This is a genomic window from Micromonospora endophytica (genome assembly GCF_003236305.1).
GTDB lineage: Bacteria > Actinomycetota > Actinomycetes > Mycobacteriales > Micromonosporaceae > Micromonospora > Micromonospora endophytica.
This window is the reverse complement of sequence record NZ_POTX01000039.1, coordinates 1-21,900: the sequence shown is the minus strand read 5'-3', so window position 1 is coordinate 21,900 and position 21,900 is coordinate 1. Positions and strand designations below refer to the sequence as shown.

The window sequence follows — 21,900 nt, the reverse complement described above, 5'->3', positions numbered from 1 at the left end:
GGTCGAGGCGGCAACGGGGACCGCACCACCGGCGCCGGCCGATGGTGAGGAATCGGCCGCTCAGAGTTGCTGGATGATGCGCAGCGCCCGGTCCACCCGCCGCATGGTCTCGACATCTGCCACGTCCACGCACTCGGTGAACCACTTCTTCATCGGTGACGAGATGCGGTCGGGCATCACCACCCAGCCGCCCATCGGCACCGCCAGCGGCGAGTCACGCAGCAACGCCGCCTCGACCACCTCGGTGACGATCACGATGGGCACCGCTGTCGAGTTGTAGACGTCGGAGCTGATCACCAGCCCGAGACGCTCCCGCGCGCCCTCGATCCGCCAGACCTCACCCCTACGCAGCACGCGGGCGACCACCGAAGAGCACGTCGTCGACCATGCCCACCTCCTGGGCATCGGCAAGTGACGCGGACTCCAGGTCCAGCCCGGCCTGGCTCACCGCGGCGGCGTGCGCGGCGAAGACCTCACGTAACGCCTTCTCCCGGGCCGCCTGATCCATCCAGGCGGAGAGCGACAGCCCCTCGCGCTTGGCGAAGCGCCGCGCGTCAGCGATCGTCTCGTCGGAGAACGACAGGGTCACCTTGGCTGTCATGCTCCTCAGACTACCCAGCGGTATGACTGTCAGTCATCCTCCGAACCTTCCGGGGCGCGACCGCCGAAGACGGCGAACCGCCACGCCTTGAAGAAACAGTCCACCTCCACCAGGCCGGCCTCGGTGAGCCAGCGGCACTGCTCCGCCACCGGCGCGGGCCGGTCGTACGACATCCGCTGTTCGGCGGCGGCGATCTCGGCGGCGTCCGAGCCGAGCGCGGCGACCTGCGCCAACCAGACCTGGTGGTATCGCCGGTCCAGTTCGGGGGTGGGACCGGCGACCTGCTCGGCGTTGACGAACACCCCGCCGGGCCGCAGCACCCCGGCCACCCGCCGGTACAGCTCCCGCTTACCGGCGTCGTCGAGATGGTGGATGGCCAGCGCGCTGACCACCGCGTCGTAGCGGCCGGCGGGCAGCGGGTCGGCCAGGTCCGCGACGACCACCCGGTGCGCCACGTCGCGCGCGGTGAGCCGCTCGGCGGCGACCGCCAACATCTTCGGGGCGGCGTCGACAAGGGTCAGCCGGGCCTCGGGCACGGCGGTGGCCAGCAGCGACGACAGCAGGCCGGTGCCGGCACCCAGGTCCAGCAGATCGGGCGTACGGCCGGCGGCGAGGGCGGCCCGCAGCGGCGGTTCGGCCACCTCGACCGCCGTGCCGTAGAACCCGTCGAAGCAGGGCACCAGCCGGCGCCGCGGCGCGTCGTAGTCACCGGCCACCGCGTCGAACACCTGAGCGACATCCACGCGAACCACTCCCTCGTCCCGAATAATAGGAAATTTGTTCCACATTCTAGACCCGACGAGCCGGCCCGCAGCCATCGTGCGGTGTGAGCGGCTCTTGACAGGGCCGAAACAAACGGGACGCGGACCGGAAACCGCCCAACGGCACGCTTTGCCGACATGACAGACGGTGCACGAACGGCGACGCTACCGGGGCCCGCACCCCGCGAGGTGGCGACGCACTGCCCGTACTGCGCCCTCCAATGTGGGATGACGCTGCGTGAGGAGCACGGCCAGGTGACCGTGCTGCCCCGGGAGTTCCCCACCAACCGGGGCGGGCTGTGCCAGAAGGGCTGGACCTCGGCCGAACTGCTGACCCACCCGGACCGGCTGACCACCCCGTTGCTGCGCGACCCGGTCAGCGGCGAGCTGCGCCCGGCGAGTTGGGACGCCGCGCTGGACCGGATCGTCACCGGCCTTCGCGACACCCAGCAACGGCACGGCCGCGACGCGGTCGCGGTCTTCGGCGGCGGCGGGCTGACCAACGAGAAGGCATACGCGCTGGGCCGGTTCGCCCGGGTGACGCTGGGCACCCGGAACATCGACTACAACGGGCGGTTCTGCATGTCCTCGGCGGCCGCGGCGGGCATGCGTGCCTTCGGCGTCGACCGGGGACTGCCGTTCCCGCTCTCCGACCTCGGCCGGGCGGACACCCTGCTGCTGGTCGGCGCGAACCCGGCGGAGACCATGCCGCCGCTGATGCGCTGGCTGACCGAGCAGCGGCAGCGAGGCGGCAAGCTGATCGTGGTCGACCCTCGGCTGACCGCCACCGCCCGGCAGGCCGATCTGCATCTGCAACCCCTGCCCGGCACCGACCTGGCGGTGGCCAACGCGCTGCTGCACATCGCGTTGACCGCCGGCTACGTCGACGAGTCGTACGTCGCCAACCGCACCACCGGCTTCACCGCCGTACGCCGGACCGTGGCGGGTTGGTGGCCGGCCCGCGCCGAGGCGCTCTCCGGCGTACCCGTGGCCGACCTGGAGGAGACGGCACGCGCCCTCGGCACCGCCCAGCGGGCCATCATCCTCACCGCGCGCGGCGCGGAACAGCACGCCAAGGGCGTCGACACGGTCACCGGCTTCGTCAACCTGGCGCTCGCGCTCGGCCTGCCCGGCCGCCCCGGCTCCGGGTACGGCTGCCTGACCGGGCAGGGCAACGGGCAGGGCGGCCGGGAGCACGGGCAGAAGGCCGACCAGCTCCCCGGGTACCGGAAGATCGACGACCCCGAGGCCCGCGCCCACGTCGCCCGGGTGTGGGGGGTGTCCGCCGACGAGCTGCCCGGACCGGGCGTGCCGGCGTACCAGTTGCTGGACTCGCTGGGCACCGCCTCAGGCCCACGGGCGTTGCTGGTCTTCGGCTCCAACCCGGTGGTCTCCGCACCCCGCGCGGCCCGGATCGAGGGCCGGCTACGCGACCTGGACCTGCTGGTCGTGGCCGACTTCCTGCTCTCCGAGACGGCCGCGTTGGCCGACGTGGTGCTGCCCACCGCGCAGTGGGCCGAGGAGGACGGCACCATGACCAACCTGGAGGGCCGGGTGCTGCGCCGCCGTGCGCTGCACCGCCCCCCGCCCGGCGTCCGCACCGACCTGCAAATCCTCACCACCCTCACCACCCGCTTGAAAGGAGGGGCCCCCTCTTACCGCCTCGCGCATAGGAAGGGCCCCCTGTTAACAACCATCGAGCACGCGGCAGACGGCGCGGACGCCACAGACGGCGAGCACGGCGCGGATCCGCGGGCGGTCTTCGACGAGTTGCGGCGGGCCTCGGCCGGTGGGCTCGCCGACTACGCCGGGATCAGCTGGGAGCGGATCGACGCCGCCGACGGGGTCTTCTGGCCGTGCCCGGACGAGGACGAGGCGGACTCCCCCCGGCTCTTCGCCGACCGGTTCGCCACCCCGGACGGGCTGGCCCGGTTCCATCCGGTCGAGCACCGGCCGGCCGCCGAGGAGGTCTGCGCCGAGTATCCGCTGTACTTCACCACCGGGCGGGTGCTGGCCCAGTACCAGTCCGGCAACCAGACCCGCCGGGTGGGCGCGTTGCGGCGGGCCGCGCCGCAGGCGTTCGTGGAGCTGCACCCCGACCTCGCCGACCGGCTGGAGGTGACCGAGGGCGAGCCGGTGCGGGTGGTCTCCCGGCGCGGCGAGTTCCACGCGCCCGCGCGGCTCAGCGCGGCCATCCGGCCGGACACCGTCTTCGCCCCCTTCCACTGGGGTGGGGCGGCGCGGGCCAACTCGGTCACCAACGACGCGGTAGACCCGATCTCCGGCATGCCCGAGTTCAAGATCTGCGCGGTCCGGGTGGAGAAGGCGGGCACGTCATGACCGAACAGATAGTGGTGGTCGGCAACGGGATGGCGGGCGCCCGGCTCGCCGGGGAGCTGTACGCCCGGGGCGAGGACCTGAAGGTCACCGTGCTCGGCGCGGAGCCGCACCGGGCGTACAACCGGATCATGCTCTCCACGCTGCTGGCCGGGAAGATCGGCGAGTCGGCGGTGGAGCTGGCGGAGGTCGCCGGGCGCGGCGTCGACGTCCGCACCGGAGTCACGGTCCGCGCGATCGACCGCACCACCCGGCAGGTACGCACCGACGACGGCGACACCATCCGGTACGCGCACCTGGTGCTCGCCACCGGCAGCCGGCCGGTGGTGCCGCCGCTGCCCGGCCTCGACCCGCGACGGCTGCCGGACCGGGTGGTCGCTTTCCGCACCCTCGACGACTGCCGGCGCATCCGTGCCCTCGCCGACGGTGCCCGGCGCGCCCTGGTGCTCGGCGGCGGGCTGCTCGGGCTGGAGGCGGCCCGAGGGCTGGCCGCCCGGGGCCTGGACGTCGGGGTGGTGCACCGGGTGCCGTACCTGATGGAGCGCCAGCTCGACCCGGCCGCCGGCGCCATGCTCGCCGACACGCTCGCCGATCTCGGCGTGACCGCCCACCTGGCCGTCGCGCCGGTCGCGGTCGCGGCCGACGCCGCCGGGGTACGCCTGGAACTCTCCGACGGTACGGTGCTCGACGCCGACCTGCTGGTGCTCGCCTGCGGGGTACGTCCCGACACCGCGCTGGCCGAAGCGGCCGGGTTGGCCGTGCGGCGGGGTGTGCTCGTCGATGACCAGCTGCGCAGCAGCGACCCGCGCATCTCGGCGATCGGCGACTGCGCCGAGCACGGCGGCGGACCGACCGGGCTGGTGGCGCCGGCCTGGGCGCAGGCCCGGGTGGTCGCCCAGCTGCTGACCGGCGAGGATCCCCGGGCCCGGTACCGGGCCCGGCCGGTGGTGACCCGGCTCAAGGCGGCCGGGATCGACCTCGCCGCGATGGGTGATCCGGCGGACGGCCCCGGCGAGGAGCTGACCTTCGCCGACCCGGCCCGCGGCACGTACGCACGACTGCGCATTCACGACGGCCGGTTGGCCGGGGCGATCCTGCTCGGCGACAACCCGTCGGTGGGCACCGTGATCCAACTGTTCGACCGGGGTCAGCCGGTGCCCGCCGACCGGCGCGCGCTGCTGCTAGGCCGGGCCGTCGGCGGCGACGTCGCGACCCCGGCCGCGTCGCCGGCGCTGATGCCGGACGCGGCCACCGTGTGCCAGTGCAACACGGTGAGCAAGGGCGCGCTGGTGAGCTGCTGGCGCGGCGGAGCCCGCAGCGTCGACGCGGTCGTCGCGGGCACCCGGGCCGGCACCGGTTGCGGCGGGTGCCGCGACGCGATCGCCGGCATCGTCGACTGGCTCTCCAGAGCCGATCCAGTGGAGGTGACGCGATGAGCGGCGGCAACGTGGTCGTCATCGGTAACGGCATGGTCGGGCAGCGGTTCGTCGACGCGCTGCGCGACCGCGACACGCAGGGACGATGGCGGGTCACCGTACTCGCCGAGGAGAGCCGCCCGGCGTACGACCGGGTGCGGCTGTCGGCGTACTTCGACGGGGTGGACGCCGACGAGCTGAGCCTGCACACCCCGCACGACGGGGTCGAGTTGCGCCTCGGCGAGCCGGCCACCGGCGTGGACCGGGCACGCCGGGTGGTGACCACCGCCGCCGGTGAGCATCCGTACGACGTGCTGGTGCTGGCCACCGGGTCGTACCCGTTCGTGCCGCCGGTGGCCGGGGTGGACCTGCCCGGCGTCTTCGTCTACCGCACCCTGGACGACCTGACCGCGATCCGCGAGCACGCCCAGGGCCGGAGTACCGGCGCGGTGATCGGCGGCGGCCTGCTCGGGTTGGAGGCGGCGAACGCGCTGCGCCTGCTCGGGTTGACCACCAGCGTGGTGGAGTTCGCGCCCCGGCTGATGCCGGTACAGGTGGACACCGCCGGTGGTGCGATGCTCCGCCGCTACGTGGAGGAGCTGGGCGTGACCTGCCACCTCGGGGTGGCCACCACGGCGCTGCGGGCCGGCCCGGACGGCGCGGTCGCCGCCCTGGAGTTGGCCGACGGCGCGGTGCTCGACGCCGACCTGGTGGTGGTGGCCGCCGGCATCCGGCCCCGCGACGATTTGGCCCGCGCGGCCGGGCTCGACGTCGGCCCGCGCGGCGGGGTGGCCGTGGACACCGCCTGCCGGACCTCCGACGAGCGGATCTACGCGGTCGGCGAGTGCGCTGCGGTCGAGGGCACCTGCTACGGACTGGTCGCCCCGGGTTACGCGATGGCCGAGGTGGTGGCCGACCGGCTGGTCGGCGGGGCGGCCACCTTCCCCGGCGCGGACACCGCCACCAAGCTGAAGCTGCTCGGCGTCGACGTGGCCTCGTTCGGCGACGCGCACGGCACCACACCGGGCTGCCTGGACGTGACCTGGATCGATCCGGCCACCCGGGTCTACGCCAAACTGGTCCTCTCCGACGACGCGAAGACGCTGCTCGGCGGGGTGCTGGTCGGTGACGCGGAGGCGTACCCGACGTTGCGCGCGAGTGTGGGCGGGCCGCTGCCGGCGCCGCCGTTGGCGCTGCTGGCCCCCGAGGGTGCGGCGGGTGCCACGGCCGGCGCGTTGCCCGCCGCCGCGCAGGTCTGCTCCTGCAACGCGGTCACCCGGGCGGACATCGACACGGCCATCGCCGGTGGCTGCACGGATGTGCCCGCGCTGAAGGCGTGCACCCGCGCCGGCACCAGCTGCGGCTCCTGTGTGCCGATGCTCAAGCAGTTGCTCGACGCGGCAGGCGTGGTCCAGTCGAAGGCGCTCTGCGAGCACTTCGACGTCAGCCGGCAGGAGCTGTTCGACATCGTCCGGGTACGCGGCATCCGGACCTTCTCCCGGCTGCTCGCCGAGCACGGCCGAGGGCGGGGCTGTGACACCTGCAAACCGGTCGTCGCCTCGATCCTCGCCTCGCTCGGCAACGGGCACATCCTCGACGGCGAGCAGGCGTCCCTTCAGGACACCAACGACCACTTCCTGGCGAACCTGCAACGCGACGGAAGCTACTCGGTGGTGCCCCGGATCCCCGGCGGTGAGATCACCCCGGAGAAGCTGATAGTCATCGGCGAGGTGGCCCGGGACTTCAACCTCTACACCAAGATCACCGGCGGGCAGCGGATCGACCTGTTCGGGGCCCGGGTCGACCAACTGCCGCAGATCTGGCGCCGGCTGGTCGACGCCGGCTTCGAGTCCGGGCACGCGTACGGCAAGGCGCTGCGTACGGTGAAGTCCTGTGTCGGTTCCACCTGGTGCCGGTACGGGGTGCAGGACTCGGTCGGCCTCGCCGTCGCCCTGGAGTTGCGCTACCGGGGGCTCCGCGCCCCGCACAAGATCAAATCGGCGGTCTCCGGATGTGCCCGGGAGTGCGCCGAGGCCCGCAGCAAGGACTTCGGCATCATCGCCACCGAGACCGGCTGGAACCTCTACGTCGGCGGCAACGGGGGCTTCCGGCCCCGGCACGCCGACCTGTTCGCCACCGACCTGTCCACCGAGGCGCTGATCCAGCTCATCGACCGGTTCCTGATGTACTACATCCGCACCGCCGACCGGTTGCAGCGCACCGCCGCCTGGATCGAGGCGATGGAGGGCGGACTCGACCACCTGCGGGCCGTGATCGTGGACGACTCGCTCGACCTCTGCGCGGAACTGGACGCCGCGATGGCGCGGCACGTCGCCGCCTACTCCGACGAGTGGCGGGACGTGCTTGAGGATCCGGAACGACTGCGCCGGTTCACCTCGTTCGTCAACGCCCCGGAGGTGCCCGACCCGTCGATCACCTTCGTCACCGAACGCGGGCAACCCGTACCCGTCGTCGGGCAATCACCCGCCGGCCGTCAACCGGTCGCCCTCGGGCTGCCGGAGGTACGGCGATGAGCATCACCACCACCACCATCGCACTGCGCTGGACCGTTGTCTGCCCGCTGGACCGGCTGGACCCGAACCGAGGAGTCGCTGCCCTGGTCGACGGGGTGCAGGTGGCGCTCTTCCGGACCGCTGACGAACTCTTCGCGATCGACAACCGTGACCCGGTCACCGGCGCGTACGTGTTGTCCCGGGGGATCGTGGGCAGCCGGGGCGGGCTGCCGACGGTCGCGTCGCCGCTGCACAAGCAGGTGTACGACCTGCGTACGGGGGACTGTCTCGACCTGCCCGGGGTCAGCGTGACCCGGCACGAGGTCCGCTGCCGGGACGGCATGGTCGAGGTGCGGCTGCGACAGGAGGGGTGAATGCGCGAGGAACTGGCCGGCTTCACCATCGGGGTCACCGCAGACCGGCGGCGGGACGAACTCGCTGCGCTGCTGCAACGGCGCGGCGCCCGGGTGGTGCTCGCGCCCGCGCTGCGGATCGTGCCGCTGGCGGACGACACCGAGCTACGCGAGGCCACCCGCGCCTGCCTGGACCGGCCACCGGACATCCTGATGGCCAACACCGGGATCGGGATGCGGGGTTGGCTGGAGGCTGCCGAGGGGTGGGGCCTGGCCGAGCCGCTGCGCTCGGTGCTCGGTGACGCGTACGTGGTGGCCCGCGGGCCCAAGGCGCGCGGGGCGATTCGCGCCGCCGGCCTCTACGACCAGTGGTCCCCCGCCTCGGAGAGCTGTGACGAGGTGGTCGATCACCTGCGGCGGCGGGGCGTGGCCGGCCAGGTGATCGCCATGCAGCTGCACGGCGATCGGCAACCGGAGTGCACCAGGGCGCTGGAGGAGGCCGGGGCGACCGTGATCGAGGTTCCGGTCTACCGCTGGGCGCCGCCTACCGACCCGGCGCCGCTGCACCGGCTGGTCGACCTGGTGGCCGGTCGGCTGGTCGACGCGGTCACCTTCACCTCGGCGCCGGCGGCCGAGGCGCTGATGCGCGCCGCGGGTGACCGCACCGAGGCCGTGCTGGAGGCGTTCCGCGGTGACGTGTTGGCCAGCTGCGTCGGGGCGGTCACCGCGGAGCCGCTGCTGCGGCGGGGGGTGCCGGTCAGTGCGCCGAGCCGGGCCCGACTCGGCGCACTGGTCCGGACGATCGTCGACGAACTACCCCGGCGGACCGTCACCATCAAGGCCGCCGGTCATCTGCTCACCCTGCGCGGGCACGCCGCCGTGGTGGACGGAGAGCTTCGCCCGCTCGCCCCGGCTCCGATGGCGGTGCTGCGGACGCTGGCCGCCGCACCGGGCCGGGTCCTCTCCCGTACCGCCCTGCTGCGCACGTTGCCGCGTGGCGCGGACGAGCACGCGGTGGAGATGGCGGTGGCCCGGCTGCGGGCCGGGCTACGCGCCCCCCGGGTGGTGCAGACCGTGGTCAAGCGCGGCTACCGGCTCCGGGTCGACTAAGCGCGGGCGCCGGGACGGTCCGGCGCCGGCTGGCGGTCGGCAGCGGTCGCCGCCTCGTCCGTTTCCGCCCCGCCGCCGAGGACCAGGTCGACGAGCGCGTTCAGGAACGCCGAGGCGTGCCGGGCCTCGTCGTGCGCGATCTCGGCGAAGAGCCCCGCCGCCTCGCCTTCGTCGACCGACGCGGCCTGGCGGCTGAACGCCGGGTACATGGTGGTCGCCTCGTGCTGCTCACCGGCGATCGAGGTACGCAGGTTCCTCTCGTTGCTGCCGACCAGGCCGTACAGGTTTGCCGTCTCGGCGAAGTGTTCACCGAGTTCCTGGCTGGCGGTGTTCTCCCAGAGCCGGGCCAGGCGGAGCCGCCCGGTGTCGCGCGCGTGCGCGGCGTAGGCCAGGTAGCTGGCGTACGCGAACGCCTCGCCGCGCAGCGTCGTCAGCAGGTTCTCCTGGGTCTGGCCGGTGCAGACCGGCTCGGTCGCCTCGATCGGCACCGGCGGAACCCGCACGCCGACCGGCACTCGGACCCCGGAGCCGGGGTTGGTGATGGCGAACAGCGCGATCCGGAACCGTTCGGCGTGCACCCCCTCGTCGGCGGCGAGTTCTTCCCAGAGCGCGGCGGCCGGCAGGCAACCGTCCCGGCGGGCCTGTTCGGCGAAGCCCGGGTAGGTGGTGGTGTGCTCCTCCGTCTCGCCGGCGATCGACACCCGCAGGTTCGCCGTGTTGCTCCGGACGAAGTCGATCAGCTCGGCCTCCTCCGTGAAGTGTTCGTCCAGTTCGGTGGCGGCCGTGCTGCGGAACAGCTCCGCGATGTCCAACTCGCCGGTCCGCTCCGCCTCCTGCGCGTACGCGAGGTAGGCGGCGTGGGCGAACGCCTCGCCCCGCATCGCGGTGAGCGTGTTGGCCCGGGTGGTCGGGTCGGAGACCGCCGCCTGCGCGGGTGCCCCGGCCAGTCCCACGCCGAGCGTCGCCCCCAGCACCACTGAGATGACTCTTACCGTCCGCATGAACTCCCCCTCTCGTCAGCGCACGGTGTGAATATCTATTCACGCAGCGTCACGTGCCGGAAGGATCGTACGTTGTCGCAGGTCAGGACGGTTTCCGCGACTCCGGGCAGCGGAGCGTCAAGTGGGGACGACGGTGCCAGAAACGACAAACCGCCGCTGAACGAGACCGGTCAACCGATCTCACTCAGCGGCGGTTCGCCGGCCCCGGCTCAGCCCACCGGGGTCGGGTGACCCCGGTCGTGCTCGGCCTGAAGGCGGCGCATGGCGTGCTCGACGACTGTCATCAGCACCTGCTTGACCGAATCCCGATGCCGCGCGTCGCACAACACCAGCGGCACGTCCGGCGAGATCGCCAGCGCCTCGCGGACCTCCTCCACTTCGTACTGCGGCGCGCCGTCGAACCGGTTGAGCGCGACCACGTACGGCAGCTTGCGACTCTCGAAGTAGTCGAGCGGAGCGAACGCGTCGGTGATCCGGCGGGTGTCCACCAGGACCGCAGCACCCACCGCTCCCCTGATGATCTCGTCCCACATGAACCAGAACCGGGTCTGCCCGGGTGTACCGAAGAGGTACAGGATCAGATCCTGCGCCATGGTGATCCGGCCGAAGTCCATGGCGACCGTGGTGGTCTCCTTGCCCGGCACCTTGGACGGATCGTCGATGCCGACGCCCGCCGCGGTCATCACCGCCTCGGTGGTCAGCGGCGTGATCTCGGAGATCGCGCCGACAAGCGTTGTCTTGCCGACACCGAAGCCACCCGCGACGACGATCTTCGCGGAGATGATTCCCCGGCTCTGGCGGGCCCCGGCGGGGTCATAGCTCGCGAAGTCCACTCAGCACCCTTCCCAGCATTTCCATCCGCTCCTCGTAACCTGTGGCGGGGGCGGCCGTCTGTAGCGTCAACAAACCCTCGGCCACCATGTCGGCGACCAGCACCCGGGCGACACCCAGCGGTAGCCGGGTGTACGCGGCGATCTCCGCCAGCGATTCGGGCCGGCCCTCGCAGACCATGGCGATGCGATGTTTGTCATGCCCGGCAAACCGCGACTCGTTGATCTGGGCGGGGCTGGCCATCAGCACCGCTTCCAGGGCGATGTCCTGGCGTGGCTCGGTGCGGCCCCGGGTGACCGCGTACGGGCGCACCAGCGCACCGCGCGGGTCACGCCGCTGCTGTTCCATCCGCGATCACCTCCTCTCCTTGTCCGCCGTCACGCCGCACCCGTCAGGACCGCACCGCGTCCCGGGGCAGCGGTACCAACGCCGCGCCGACCCGCTCCACCAGCAGGGCCATCTCGTAGCCCACCTGACCGACATCGCAGCTGCGGGCGGCCAGCACCGCCATCGACGAGCCGTCGCTGATGGACATCAGGAACAGATAGCCGCTGTCCATCTCGATGACTGTCTGCAACACCCCGCCGGCGCTGAACATCCGCGCCGCCCCCTCGGTCAGGCTGACCACGCCGGAGGTGATCGCGGCGAGCTGGTCCGCCCGGTCCGCTGGCAGGTCGCGGGAGGAGGCGAGCAGCAGCCCGTCCGCGGACACCGCCACCACGTGGGCGATGCCCGCCACGCTGTCAGCGAAGTTGGTGAGCAGCCAACCCATGTCCTGCATGGCCGCTGGCCTGTTCATCGGCTCGTCTCCTTGGTCGAGGTGCTGTTCTGACTCGCGCCGGCCGTCCGGCCACGCTGCACGCCGCGGTGGTACGCCGACAGCAGGCCGCGTACCTCGTCCGGCGTACGGCGACTGTGCTCACGTCCACCGCGCGGTTCGATCCCGCCGGGTACGAGTTGTGCCTGCGGCACCCGCTTCGGCAGACCGGAACGGGTGGTCCCGGCGGGAGTGGGGTCGGCCGCTCGGCTGGCCCGGGACCAGCCCTCGTCGGCTGCCGTCTGCCAGGCCTCGTCGGCCGGTCCACCGACCGGCGGGGTCGGCGATTCCGCTGGTCGCGGTGCCGGCCGTGCTGCCGGCGGCACCACGCCGAGCGGCGGAGCGCTCGCCGCAGGAGACGGCTGTGGTGTGACGCCTCCGGCCGCCGCGCCCGGTGTCCGGGTGGGCAGCGGGTTGCGTCCCCGGGTCGGCGCCGGACCGCCGGCGGCCGGCTGTGGCGGCGGGTCGTCGAACTGTGGCCGGCTGAAGATCGCGGTGGCGTCGTTGCCGTGTGCCCGGAACCAGACCGCCTCCATCTCCCGGAAAATCGGCGCCTCGGCCTGCGGCTCCGGCGCAGCGGTGATGGGCCCGGTGGACACCGGGACGGTGGCGGCCAGGCTGGCGCCCAGCCCGCCGAAGCCCGCACCGTCGTAGCTCCCACCCGGGTTCGGGTTACCGGCCGCGGCGAAACCCGCACCCGCGGAACCGGCGAAGCCGCCCGCACCCCCGGGACTGCCGAAGCCGCCCGCAGCACCGGGACTGCCGAAGCCCGCGCCACCGGAAGCAGCGACGCCGCCCGTGCCATTGGACCCGGCGAAGCCGACCGGGGCACCGGAGCCGGTGGCAGCGGTCGGAGTGCCGACCCCGGCACCGGCGACCGGACCCGCCGGGAGCACGGGCGCGGCCGGTTCCGGGTTGGCGGTGCGACGGGGCAGCGGATCGAGGGTCGGCTGGGCGACGGTGGGCGTACCGGCATTGAACCCGCCCGCGAAGGCCGGCGGCGGGGTGCTGACCGGTGGGCTCTGGGCCGGCGCCGGATCGGTCGACGGCCAGGGCGTGGCGGAGGGGGTGTTGCTGCGCCAGCGGTCGCTCAACGTGGCGGTGCCGGTGCGTCCCGCCCCACCGAACGGTTCGGCCCCGTTCGCCGGAGTGGTCGGGGCCTGCTCGACCGCCAACGGCTGGCGCGGCCGGGTGATCGCCTGGTCCCGGCCACGCGGATTCGGCAGCACCACGGTGGCCGCGGGCAACGTGACCTGGGCCACGGTGCCGCCCTCGACGTTGCGGCGCAGGTCGACCCGGATGCCGTACCGGGAGGCGAGTCGGCTCACCACGGCCAGACCCATCAGCCGGAACGCCGCCACGTCCACGTTGGGCGCCTCGCCGAGTCGCCGGTTGAGCGAGTCGAGCTGCTCGTCGGTCAGGCCGAGGCCGCGGTCCTCGATCTGGATCAGGACGTAGTCCCGGATCCGCCGGCCGTCGGCGACCACCGTGGTGTTCGGTGGCGAGAAGCGGGTGGCGTTGTCCAGCAACTCGGCCACCAGCCGTACGACGTCGTTCACCGCGTGCGCGGCCACCGAGACGTCCGTGTCGACGGTGCCGAACTCGATCCGGTTGTAGAGCTCCACCTCGGACTGCGCGGCACGCAAGACGTCCACCAGCAACGCGTCGTCCCGGCGCGGCGCGGTCGAGTCCGCCCCGGCCAGCACGAGCAGGTTCTCGTCGTTACGGCGCATCCGGGTGGCGAGGTGGTCGAGTTCGAAGAGCTGCGCGAGCCGCTTCGGGTCCTCCTCGCCACGTTCGATCGCGTCCAGCTCGCCGATCATGCGGTCGACCAGGGTCTGACTACGCCGGGCCAGGTTCAGGAACATCGCCGAGACGCTGCTCCGCAGGGCCGCCTGCTCGGCCGCGACCCGGACCGCCTCGCGGTGCACCACGTTGAACGCCGAGGCGACCTGACCCACCTCGTCGCGGTTGTCGAGCTGGATCGGATCCCGCACCTCGCGGACGATCTCCTTGACACTGCTGTCGTTGACGTTGCCCATCTCCTGCAGCCGCCGCACCGCGTCCGGCAGGTCACGGTTGGCCACCGAGAGCGCGCCCTCGCGGAGCCGGCGCAGCGAGTGGTTGAGCGAGCGGGCCAGCACCACCGCCAGGGTCACGGCGATGATCAGGGTGAGCAGCACCAGCGCCGTCTCGATGATCGCCTGCCGGACCACGTCCGAGCGGGCCTGCTCGGTCTGGCTGAGCAGGCGGTCCTGCAACTCGATCTCCGCCCACCGCATCAGCTCGTTCACCGCGCCGATCGCCGCGGTCGCCTCCGTGGCGGTGACCGGTGAGCGCTGGTTCACCGAGCGGCTGACATCGGTGGCGATCCGGTCGGCCAGCACCACGGCGTCGCCGGAGACGGTGCTCTCGACAAGCGCGCGTTGAACGGGGTCGGCGGCCAGCGAGAAGGCCAGCAGTGCCTCCTGCTGGCTGGTCAGCGTGGCCACGAAGGTGGAGAACTGCTCGTTGTCCAGCCGGCCGGCGGTGAGCGCGGTGAAGGCGACCGACTCCTCCTCGGCGACGGCCGCCTTGGCCCGGGCGAACGCGGCGACCGCCCGCCGGCTGTCCGCCAGGCTCTCCGAGCCGGGCAGCTGGGCCAGCCCGTCGCCGTAGGCGACCAGGTCGGCCACGACCACGCCGTAGCGCAGGGCCGCCTCGGCCACCTCCATCTGCGGCCGGCCGAGGATCTCCTGCCGGGTCACGTCGAGCGTGTCCAGGTGCCCGTCGATGGCCGCCAGGCGATCACCGACGGCGGCGGGGGCCTCCTCGATCTTGGCCCGCTCGGCGCGGTACCCGTCGACTCGTTCCTGGGTCCGACGCACCCGGGCGCTGTAGGCGTCGGCCTGCGCCTTCTTCGGGGAGGCCAGGTACGCCGCCGCCGCCATCCGCTCGGCGTGCAGGTCGTTCGCCAGCGCGGAGACGTCGACGGCGAGCGTGGTGAGGGAGCGGGCCTCGGTCGCGTCGTAGGCGCCCGCACCGACGGAGACCAGGCGGACCGTGGCCAGCGCGATGATCGCGGCGACCGGCACCACGAGGATCAACGCCAGCTTGGATCGGATCCGCACGTCCCGCAGCCGGAACAGCCGACGGCGGCCGGACTGGGCGGCATCACCGCTGGCGGGCAGGGTCGTCGGTCCGGTGCTCACGACATCGCCTCCGTCGGTTTCTCCACGCCTGACCCGTCGACCCGCGGGGGTAGCGACGGCCGGCGCCGTGCGCGGCCCGGCCGCGATTTCATCAGACGAGATCGTTTTTGGGAAGCCGCGGTGAGGCAGGAAACGGTCTGTGGGAGCGCATCCAGTGATGGAGACAACTAATACCTACATTTCGGCGGTGCCCTTGATCAGGGCAGGTACCTCCAGAGTGGTCATTCGTGTCGCGAGCGTGAGTATCGGAAAACATCTTGTTACCCCAACATGTGGGATCCCTGTCCCGAAACGCAGCCGATCGCCCCGCTTGACCACAGCGCCTGGCATTGGCAAGGTTTTGCAGGCTTCGCGCACACGGTACGGCAGGCGCACTCCGAATATCCACTGCGGATGGTCGCGCCACCGGTGACCGGCCCCCAGCGCCGCATCAGGAGGACAGAGTTGACCCCGTTCCGCTCCGCGACCGCCACCCTGGTCGCGTCGACCATGCTGGCCACCACCCTCACCGGCTGCCAGTTCGGCGGAGATGAGCAGGACACCTCCCCCATCGTCATCGCCGTCGACCTGGAGCTGTCCGGCGCCGCCGCTGAGGTGGGGAAGGCGTACCAGCAGGCGATGGAACTGAAGATCGAGCAGTTGAACGCCTCCGGTGCGCTTAACGGCCGATCGATCGAACTATTGCCAAAGGACAACCGCTCCGACGCCGGCGAGTCCCTGCGCAACATCGCCGAGTTCAGCAAGGATCCACGGGTCAGCGCCATCATCATGGGCGGCTGCCACGAATGCGCCGTCGGCGCGGCGAACACCATCAACGAGCAGAAGATCCCGACTGTCGCGCTGGCCGCGGCCGACGCCGTGGCCAACCCGGTGGCGGAGCGCCGATACGTGTTCAAGCTGGCACCGAACCCGGCCGACAACGCCAGCGCGCTCACCGTCGAGCTGCAGCGCCGCAGCATCGACACGGTCGGCCTGCTGCGCAGCGACGACACGTACGGACGCGAGGGCGCCCAGGCGTTGCGTCGCGAGTTCGCCAACGCCAACATCCAGGTGGCGGCCGAGGCGTCGGTCCGGGGTGGCAGCAACAACGTGGACCAACAGGTCACCACGCTGACCTCGGTCGCGCCCGACGCGCTCGTCATCTGGACCCCGCCGGAGCAGGCCATGCTGGCCACCGGCGCGGCCAGGCGGGCGGGCTTCAACGGCGGGCTGTTCCTCGACGCCCTGGCCGCCGGCAACCTCTTCCTCGGTGAGGCGGCCGAGGACGCCGAGCGGGCCCGACTGGTCTTCACCCAGACGATGGTGATCGACGACGTGATCGCCACCACGCCCGCGAAGGCGGCCCGCCGGCAGTGGTTCCAGGACTACACCGCCCGCTACGGCGGCTACCACGGCTCGTCGTCGTTCGCGGCCGACGCCATCCAACTCATCGCGGACGCGGAACTACGGGCCGGCGGGCCGGCCGGTCAGGTCGACCGGGAGGGCATCCGGAACCTGCTGGAGACCGCCCAGCTGGACGGGCTGTCCGGGCCGATCCGGATGACGCCGGACAACCACTCCGGGCTCATGCCGCAGGCACTGACCACGCTCGTGGCCCGCAACGGTCGGTGGCGACTGGCGAGCTGATCTCAGCGGCTGGACGTGGTTTCCCGCAGCCAGGGCAGGCTGCGGCGCTCGACGAGCACCAACACGCTGTAGAGCAGGATGCTGACCAGGGCGACAAGCATGATGGCCGCCCAGGCGGTGGCGGTGTCCCCGATGCCCGCGTACTGCTGGATGACGTACCCGAGGCCACCCTCACCGGCCTGGAACTCACCGATCACCGCACCGATCGCGGCCAGCGGCATGGCGACCTTGAGGCCGACGAAGATCTGCGGCAGCGCGGCCGGGAACCGTACCTTGCGGAACGCCTGCCAGCGGGAGGCGTTGTAGGAGCGGACCAGCTCGGCCAGCTCCGCCGGCGTGGTGGTGAGACCGGTCGCGGTGGAGAGCACGATCGGGAAGAAGCACAGCAGGAAAACCATGGTCAGGATGGGTTTCTGTCCCCAGCCGAGCGCCACCACCAACAGCGGCCCGAGGGTGATCTTCGGAACCGCGTTGATGGCGACAAGCAGCGGGGTGAACATCCGCTCGACCGTCCGGGAGGCGGCCAGCGCCAGACCGAGCAGTACGCCCGCCACCGCCGAGAGCGCGAAGCCCACCAGGATCTCGCCGGTGGTGGCGAGGGTGTGCTCCAGCAGCCGCGCCGGCCGCTCGGCGAAGGCGGTCCACACGTCGGCCGGCGGTGGCAGGGCAGCCGGATGGATCAGCTCCAGCCGGGCGACCAGCCACCAGAGGCCCAGGGCGATCAGCAAACCGGCGACCGGTAGCAGGGCCGCGGTGGCCGCCGGGCGCAGGTCGGCGGGGCGCCGCTGCCGGCCGCGCGGTGCCGCCTGGGACGGCGCCGGTCCGCGCGCCGCATCCGGCTGGCGTGGGCGGACGTCGGTCATCGGGTTCCTCCTGCTATTCGGGTGACGCTGGCGGGTGCGCGGGTCTGGCATGGCAAGGGGGTACGCCCCACCGGCTTGCCGGTGCGGCGCACCCCGTGTCGAACCGATCGGCCTCGGGTGCGAGTCTCGTCCTCAGGCCTTGGGCGTGAGGTTGAAGTCGATGACCTGGTCGGGGGTGAGGTCCGACTTCAGGGCACCGGCACCGCGCAGGATCGCGATGCTCTTGGCGACCCGGCCGCTGTCCAGCGTGCCCAGTGCGGTGCCGGAGTTGCTGGAGCGGACGTAACCGGCCATCAGCTGAAGCTCGGCGGCAGCTGCGGCGGGGTTGACGGCCTCGGCGTTCTTGGCCAGGATCTCGGCCGCCTCCTGCGGGTTCGTCAGGGCGTACTCCAGGCCCTTGAGCAGTGCCTCGGTGAAGCGCTTGACCTGCTCCGGCTTCTCGGTGGCGTACTGCTTGGAGGTGATCAGCACATTGCCGTAGAGGTCCTGCATCACGTTGCTGTACGGCAGCAGGACGGCCTTCTTCTTGGTCACCGCCTCGATGGTGGGCTGACCGACGACGAACTGTCCGATGCCGTCCACCGAACCGGAGGCGAGCGTGCCCATCAGGGTCTGCGCCTCACCGTTGACCCACTTCACCTTGGCGTAGTCGATGCCCGCCATCCGGGCGTACGTCGGGAAGAGGTTGCGGACCACCGAGCTGGGGGTGTCGGCGAGCGTCTTGCCCTCCAGGTCCTTCGGGGTGTTGATGCCCGTGCCCTCGACGGTGGCGATCGCGGCCATGGTGCGCTGCTGGATCGCGGCCACCGCGACGAAGTCCTTGGCCTCGCCGTTGCCGACCTGGAGCAGACCACCGGTCAGGTCGATCGGGCCGAACTGCGCCTGACCGCCGACGATGGTCTGGATCACGTTGCCGGTGCCCTGTCCGGCCTTGATGTCCACCTCGAAGCCGGCGTCCTTGAAGAAGCCCTTCTCCTTGGCCACCCAGGCGTAGGAGTCACGCCCGAAGTTGCCGAACGAGGTGAGGTAGGTCACCTGCTCCAGGGACGAGCCGACACCGCCCTTGTCGTCGTCGTCGGATCCGCAGGCGGCGGAGACGAGGGCGAGCGCGGTGGCCATGGTGGCCGCGGCGACCGTACGGGTCAGCCTTCTCATCAGTGCACTTCCTTTCCCACCGGGGCGTCCGTGCCGCCGGGAGGGGGTTTGTCGGGGCGGCATCGACGGCCGGAGGTGGAAGCCGACACCGCATACCAGGGGGACTCTTCGCGGGCACAGCGTACGAGAACCCCACAGTTGCGACGCCAGGCGTATCGGGTTGCGGAACGGATACAAAGTAGTGTCCACCCCGGACGCTCTGATCAGGGGCAGGCCGGATAACCTTTGCCGGACTCCTGATCGCTCACTCAGCGGAGGCCCCCGGAGATGATCCGTCTGTCCGAGGTGTCCCGCACCTTCGACGGCCGTTCCGGCCGGGTCGAGGCGCTGCGCGGCATCGACCTCGACGTGGCCGAGGGCGAGTTCGTCGCCGTGCTCGGTCGCTCCGGATGCGGCAAGTCCACCCTGCTCCGGCTGATCGCCGGCCTGATCCCGGTCACCTCGGGTGAGGTCACCGTGAACGGCACGCCGATCACCGGGCCACGCCCGGACATCGCGATGCTGTTCCAGCGGCCGGCCCTGCTGCCCTGGCGCACCGTGCTGGACAACGTCCTGCTGCCGGTGGAGATCTTCGGCTGGAAGCGGGCCGATCATCGCGACCGAGCCCGGCAACTGCTCGACGTCGCCGGGCTGGCCGGCTTCGAGAAGCGGCTGCCGCACGAACTCTCCGGCGGCATGCAGCAACGGGTGTCGCTGTGCCGGTCGCTGATCGGCGACCCCCGGGTGATGCTGATGGACGAGCCCTTCTCCGCGCTGGACGCGCTGACCCGCGAGGAACTCGCCGGCGAACTTCAGCGGGTGCACATGCGCACCGGCGCGACGATCGTCTTCGTCACCCACTCCATCGACGAGGCGGTGCTGCTCGCCGACCGGGTGGTGGTGCTCAGCCCGCGGCCGGGCCGGGTCCGCAAGATCGTCGAGGTGACGATTCCCCGGCCCCGTACCCTCGGCCGCAACGCGCACCTGGCCGACGTCGCCCAGGTCAGCGCCGACCTGCACGAGCTGCTGATGGAACGCGACCAGCCGGCGGGCGTGGGCGCGGAGGAGCGATGAACATGCGGATCGCCGTCTTCACCGAACCGCACCGAGGCGCCAGCTACGACGACCAACTCCGGTTCGCCCGGCTCGCCGAGGACGGCGGCTTCGACGGCTTCTTCCGGGCCGACCACTACCAGGCCATGGGCGACGAACCGTCGCTGCCCGGGCCCACCGACGCCTGGCTCACGCTCGCCGCACTCGCCCGGGAGACCAGCCGGATCCGGCTGGGCACGCTCGTCACCTCGGCGACCTTCCGGCTGCCCGGACCGCTGGCCGTCATGGTGGCGCAGGTGGACCAGATGAGCGGCGGCCGGGTCGAGCTCGGGATCGGGGCCGGCTGGTACGCCCGTGAACACCTCTCGTACGGCATCCCGTTCCCGGGTACGAGCGAGCGGTTCGACCGACTCGCCGAGCAGCTCGAAGTGATCACCGGTCTCTGGCGCACCCCGTCGGGCGGGACCTACAGCTACACCGGTGAGCACTACCGGCTCACCGACGCCCCCGCCCTGCCCAAGCCGGTGCAGCAGCCGGGCCCGCCGGTGATCGTCGGCGGCCGCGGCGCCAAGCGCACCCCGGAGCTGGCCGCCCGGTACGCCGACGAGTTCAACGTGCCGTTCACCGGCATCGCGCAGACCGGCGAGGCGTACGAGCGGGCACGGGAGGCGTCCGAGCGGGTCGGCCGCGCCGAGAGCGGACGCGCTCCGCTGCGGCTCTCCGCCGGCATCGTGGCGGCCATCGGGCGTACCGACGCGGAAGCTCACCGGCGGGCCGCCCCGTTGCACGCCAAGAGCGCCCTGCCGCCCGAGGCCCCGGTCGTCGGCTCGCCGCAACAACTGCTCGACCGGATCGGCGAGTTCGCGCAGATCGGCACCGAGCGGGTTCATCTGCGGTTGACCGACCTCACCGACCTGGATCACCTGGAACTCATCGCCGCCGAGGTGCTTCCCCAACTGGACGGAATCCGATGACCTCACCACCGCCCGACGCCCACTCGCCCGGGGAGGGTCTCGTCCTCGGCCCGGTGGGTCAGGAGATCGTGTTCGAGAACGACCGGGTCCGGGTCTGGCACATCCGGCTGGAGCCGGGTGAGGGCCAGCCGCTGCACCGGCACGACCACCCGTACCTGGTGGTGGCCGTCCAGGGTGCGAAGAACGTGATCCAGACCGTCGACGGCGTCCGGATCGACGCGGACGAGCCGACCGGCGGGGTGGTCTACCGCGATCCGGGTGCGGTTCACATGTTGACCAACGTCGGTGACACCACCTATCTGGCCCGCCTGGTCGAGCTGAAGTAGACCCGCTCCGAGCAGGTCATACGCCCTGCTCCGGCGTGCCGGTGGCGATCGGTGGCGACGAACCGTAACGTGCCGGACATGGCCCATCGGACCTTGAGCCGCCTGATGCTCACGGCATTCGGCGTCAGCCTGCTGGCCGGGGCCGGTCAGCTCGGCCTCGCCTTCGGCTTCGGCATCGTCAGGCTCACCGGCACCTTCACCGGTGCCGCCGTCAACCAGTGGCCGGCCCAGCTCGTCTGGGTCGGCTGGTTCGCGACGAACGCAGCCGTCGCCGCTGCCCTGCTCGTCGAGCGGCTGGCCCGTGCCGACGGGCACCTCACCGGCCTGCGTCGGCAGCTGGCCGTCGCCGGCAGTGCCGCGCTGGGCGCCGTGGTCGTGGCGCCGTTGTGCATGCAGCTGGCCCGCAGCGCGGAGACCGGGTCGGTGCACCCGATCTGGACCGTGGCCGTCTGCGCCGTGCTCGGCGCGCTGATCGGCGCCGGTGCCGTGCTGGCCGTGCTGGCACAGCCGCCCTTCGCCTGGAACGCGGTCGCCCTGGCCGGCGTGCTGTGGCTGGTGGCGCTGCTGTCGGTCGTACCGTCGCTGGGAGACAGCGGGCCGCTGACCCCGGTTCGCCTCGGCGTGCTGGAGCCGGCGTGGCTCACCGACGACACGACGCAACGGTTGGCCCTGCTGCTGTTGCCGATGCTGACCCTGCTGGCGGGCGCGGCCACCGGTGCCCTGGCCCGCCGGCACGGGTGTGCACCGCTGGTCAGCGGGGCGAGCGGCAGCGCCGGGCCACTGCTGGTGGCCTTCGCCTATCTGGCTGCGGGTCCGGGTCACGCGGGTGACCGCTACCAACTCTGGCCGTACTACGCTGCCCTGATCGCCGTCGCCGCCGGCGCGCTCGGATCCGCCGCCACCGCGCTGCTGCCCTGGCCGTCCGCCCGCACCGAGGCGACCGGAGCCATCGAGCCGACCGCGATCCTCCCGCCGCTACCCCCCACCCCGGCAC

At 72.1% G+C, this 21,900-nt stretch carries 19 protein-coding genes and 1 pseudogene; 10 read left to right on the top strand and 10 right to left on the bottom strand.

Annotation, left to right across the window (positions count from 1 at the left end; all coding sequences use genetic code 11):
* Positions 1 to 60 precede the first annotated feature (60 nt).
* Genes C1I93_RS08765 through C1I93_RS08755 form a run of 3 tightly spaced genes read right to left on the bottom strand, consistent with a single transcriptional unit; the run spans position 61 to position 1,344 of the window.
* A complete protein-coding gene (locus C1I93_RS08765; protein WP_181445071.1) occupies positions 61 to 366 on the bottom strand; it encodes a putative type II toxin-antitoxin system PemK/MazF family toxin in 306 nt (101 codons plus the stop codon).
* A complete protein-coding gene (locus tag C1I93_RS08760; RefSeq protein ID WP_111242729.1) occupies positions 344 to 601 on the bottom strand; it encodes a hypothetical protein in 258 nt (85 codons plus the stop codon). The genes C1I93_RS08765 and C1I93_RS08760 overlap by 23 nt, the downstream gene beginning before the upstream one ends.
* A gap of 29 nt (positions 602 to 630) precedes the next feature.
* Positions 631 to 1,344: a class I SAM-dependent methyltransferase gene (locus C1I93_RS08755; RefSeq protein ID WP_111242728.1), complete on the bottom strand. Its 714-nt coding sequence runs from the start codon at positions 1,342 to 1,344 to the stop codon at positions 631 to 633.
* A 156-nt stretch (positions 1,345 to 1,500) separates the two neighbouring features.
* Here C1I93_RS08755 and C1I93_RS33385 point away from each other — a divergent pair, with 156 nt between their 5' ends.
* Genes C1I93_RS33385 through C1I93_RS08730 form a run of 5 tightly spaced genes read left to right on the top strand, consistent with a single transcriptional unit; the run spans position 1,501 to position 9,090 of the window.
* Positions 1,501 to 3,702 carry a molybdopterin oxidoreductase family protein gene (locus tag C1I93_RS33385; RefSeq protein WP_111242727.1) on the top strand — a complete coding sequence of 734 codons (2,202 nt, stop codon included), beginning with the start codon at positions 1,501 to 1,503 and terminating at the stop codon, positions 3,700 to 3,702.
* Positions 3,699 to 5,135, top strand: a complete 1,437-nt coding sequence (locus C1I93_RS08745; protein ID WP_111242726.1) for an FAD-dependent oxidoreductase — start codon at positions 3,699 to 3,701, stop codon at positions 5,133 to 5,135. The genes C1I93_RS33385 and C1I93_RS08745 overlap by 4 nt, the downstream gene beginning before the upstream one ends.
* Positions 5,132 to 7,648: a nitrite reductase large subunit NirB gene (gene nirB / locus C1I93_RS08740; protein ID WP_111242725.1), complete on the top strand. Its 2,517-nt coding sequence runs from the start codon at positions 5,132 to 5,134 to the stop codon at positions 7,646 to 7,648. The genes C1I93_RS08745 and nirB overlap by 4 nt, the downstream gene beginning before the upstream one ends.
* The gene (nirD, locus tag C1I93_RS08735) at positions 7,645 to 8,001 is read left to right on the top strand and encodes a nitrite reductase small subunit NirD (protein ID WP_111242724.1); all 357 of its coding nucleotides are present in this window, start codon (positions 7,645 to 7,647) and stop codon (positions 7,999 to 8,001) included. The genes nirB and nirD overlap by 4 nt, the downstream gene beginning before the upstream one ends.
* A complete protein-coding gene (locus tag C1I93_RS08730) occupies positions 8,002 to 9,090 on the top strand; it encodes a uroporphyrinogen-III synthase (protein ID WP_111242723.1) in 1,089 nt (362 codons plus the stop codon).
* Here C1I93_RS08730 and C1I93_RS08725 read toward each other — a convergent pair.
* The 5 genes from C1I93_RS08725 to C1I93_RS08705 form a co-directional block, all read right to left on the bottom strand.
* Positions 9,087 to 10,091 (bottom strand): ferritin family protein, encoded by a 1,005-nt coding sequence (locus C1I93_RS08725; RefSeq protein WP_212808288.1) that lies wholly within the window; start codon positions 10,089 to 10,091, stop codon positions 9,087 to 9,089. The genes C1I93_RS08730 and C1I93_RS08725 overlap by 4 nt on opposite strands.
* Before the next feature lie 209 nt (positions 10,092 to 10,300).
* Complete coding sequence (locus tag C1I93_RS08720; protein ID WP_111242722.1) at positions 10,301 to 10,924, bottom strand: GTP-binding protein; 624 nt, start codon at positions 10,922 to 10,924, stop codon at positions 10,301 to 10,303.
* Entirely contained in the window at positions 10,905 to 11,270 is a 366-nt protein-coding gene (locus tag C1I93_RS08715) for a DUF742 domain-containing protein (RefSeq protein ID WP_111242721.1), read from the bottom strand. The genes C1I93_RS08720 and C1I93_RS08715 overlap by 20 nt, the downstream gene beginning before the upstream one ends.
* Positions 11,271 to 11,313: 43 nt before the next feature.
* The gene (locus C1I93_RS08710) at positions 11,314 to 11,721 is read right to left on the bottom strand and encodes a roadblock/LC7 domain-containing protein (protein WP_030329975.1); all 408 of its coding nucleotides are present in this window, start codon (positions 11,719 to 11,721) and stop codon (positions 11,314 to 11,316) included.
* Positions 11,718 to 14,930 (bottom strand): sensor histidine kinase, encoded by a 3,213-nt coding sequence (locus tag C1I93_RS08705; protein ID WP_111242720.1) that lies wholly within the window; start codon positions 14,928 to 14,930, stop codon positions 11,718 to 11,720. The genes C1I93_RS08710 and C1I93_RS08705 overlap by 4 nt, the downstream gene beginning before the upstream one ends.
* 444 nt (positions 14,931 to 15,374) lie before the next feature.
* Here C1I93_RS08705 and C1I93_RS08700 point away from each other — a divergent pair, with 444 nt between their 5' ends.
* Positions 15,375 to 16,556: an ABC transporter substrate-binding protein gene (locus tag C1I93_RS08700; protein ID WP_111242719.1), complete on the top strand. Its 1,182-nt coding sequence runs from the start codon at positions 15,375 to 15,377 to the stop codon at positions 16,554 to 16,556.
* A gap of 2 nt (positions 16,557 to 16,558) precedes the next feature.
* Here C1I93_RS08700 and C1I93_RS08695 read toward each other — a convergent pair whose 3' ends face one another.
* Together C1I93_RS08695 and C1I93_RS08690 are read right to left on the bottom strand one after the other, a co-directional pair.
* On the bottom strand, positions 16,559 to 17,419 hold the full coding sequence (locus C1I93_RS08695) for an ABC transporter permease (RefSeq protein WP_111242718.1): 861 nt from the start codon (positions 17,417 to 17,419) through the stop codon (positions 16,559 to 16,561).
* Positions 17,420 to 17,551: 132 nt separating this feature from the next.
* Complete coding sequence (locus tag C1I93_RS08690) at positions 17,552 to 18,574, bottom strand: ABC transporter substrate-binding protein (RefSeq protein WP_111242717.1); 1,023 nt, start codon at positions 18,572 to 18,574, stop codon at positions 17,552 to 17,554.
* A gap of 267 nt (positions 18,575 to 18,841) precedes the next feature.
* Between C1I93_RS08690 and C1I93_RS08685 the strand changes: the two genes are divergently transcribed.
* The 4 genes and pseudogenes from C1I93_RS08685 to C1I93_RS08670 all read left to right on the top strand — a co-directional run.
* Positions 18,842 to 19,627 carry an ABC transporter ATP-binding protein gene (locus C1I93_RS08685; RefSeq protein WP_111242716.1) on the top strand — a complete coding sequence of 262 codons (786 nt, stop codon included), beginning with the start codon at positions 18,842 to 18,844 and terminating at the stop codon, positions 19,625 to 19,627.
* A gap of 2 nt (positions 19,628 to 19,629) precedes the next feature.
* The gene (locus C1I93_RS08680; protein ID WP_111242715.1) at positions 19,630 to 20,580 is read left to right on the top strand and encodes an LLM class F420-dependent oxidoreductase; all 951 of its coding nucleotides are present in this window, start codon (positions 19,630 to 19,632) and stop codon (positions 20,578 to 20,580) included.
* Positions 20,577 to 20,906 carry a cupin domain-containing protein gene (locus tag C1I93_RS08675; protein WP_111242714.1) on the top strand — a complete coding sequence of 110 codons (330 nt, stop codon included), beginning with the start codon at positions 20,577 to 20,579 and terminating at the stop codon, positions 20,904 to 20,906. The genes C1I93_RS08680 and C1I93_RS08675 overlap by 4 nt, the downstream gene beginning before the upstream one ends.
* Before the next feature lie 78 nt (positions 20,907 to 20,984).
* Positions 20,985 to 21,900, top strand: a pseudogene (locus C1I93_RS08670) (hypothetical protein); the annotation flags it as partial.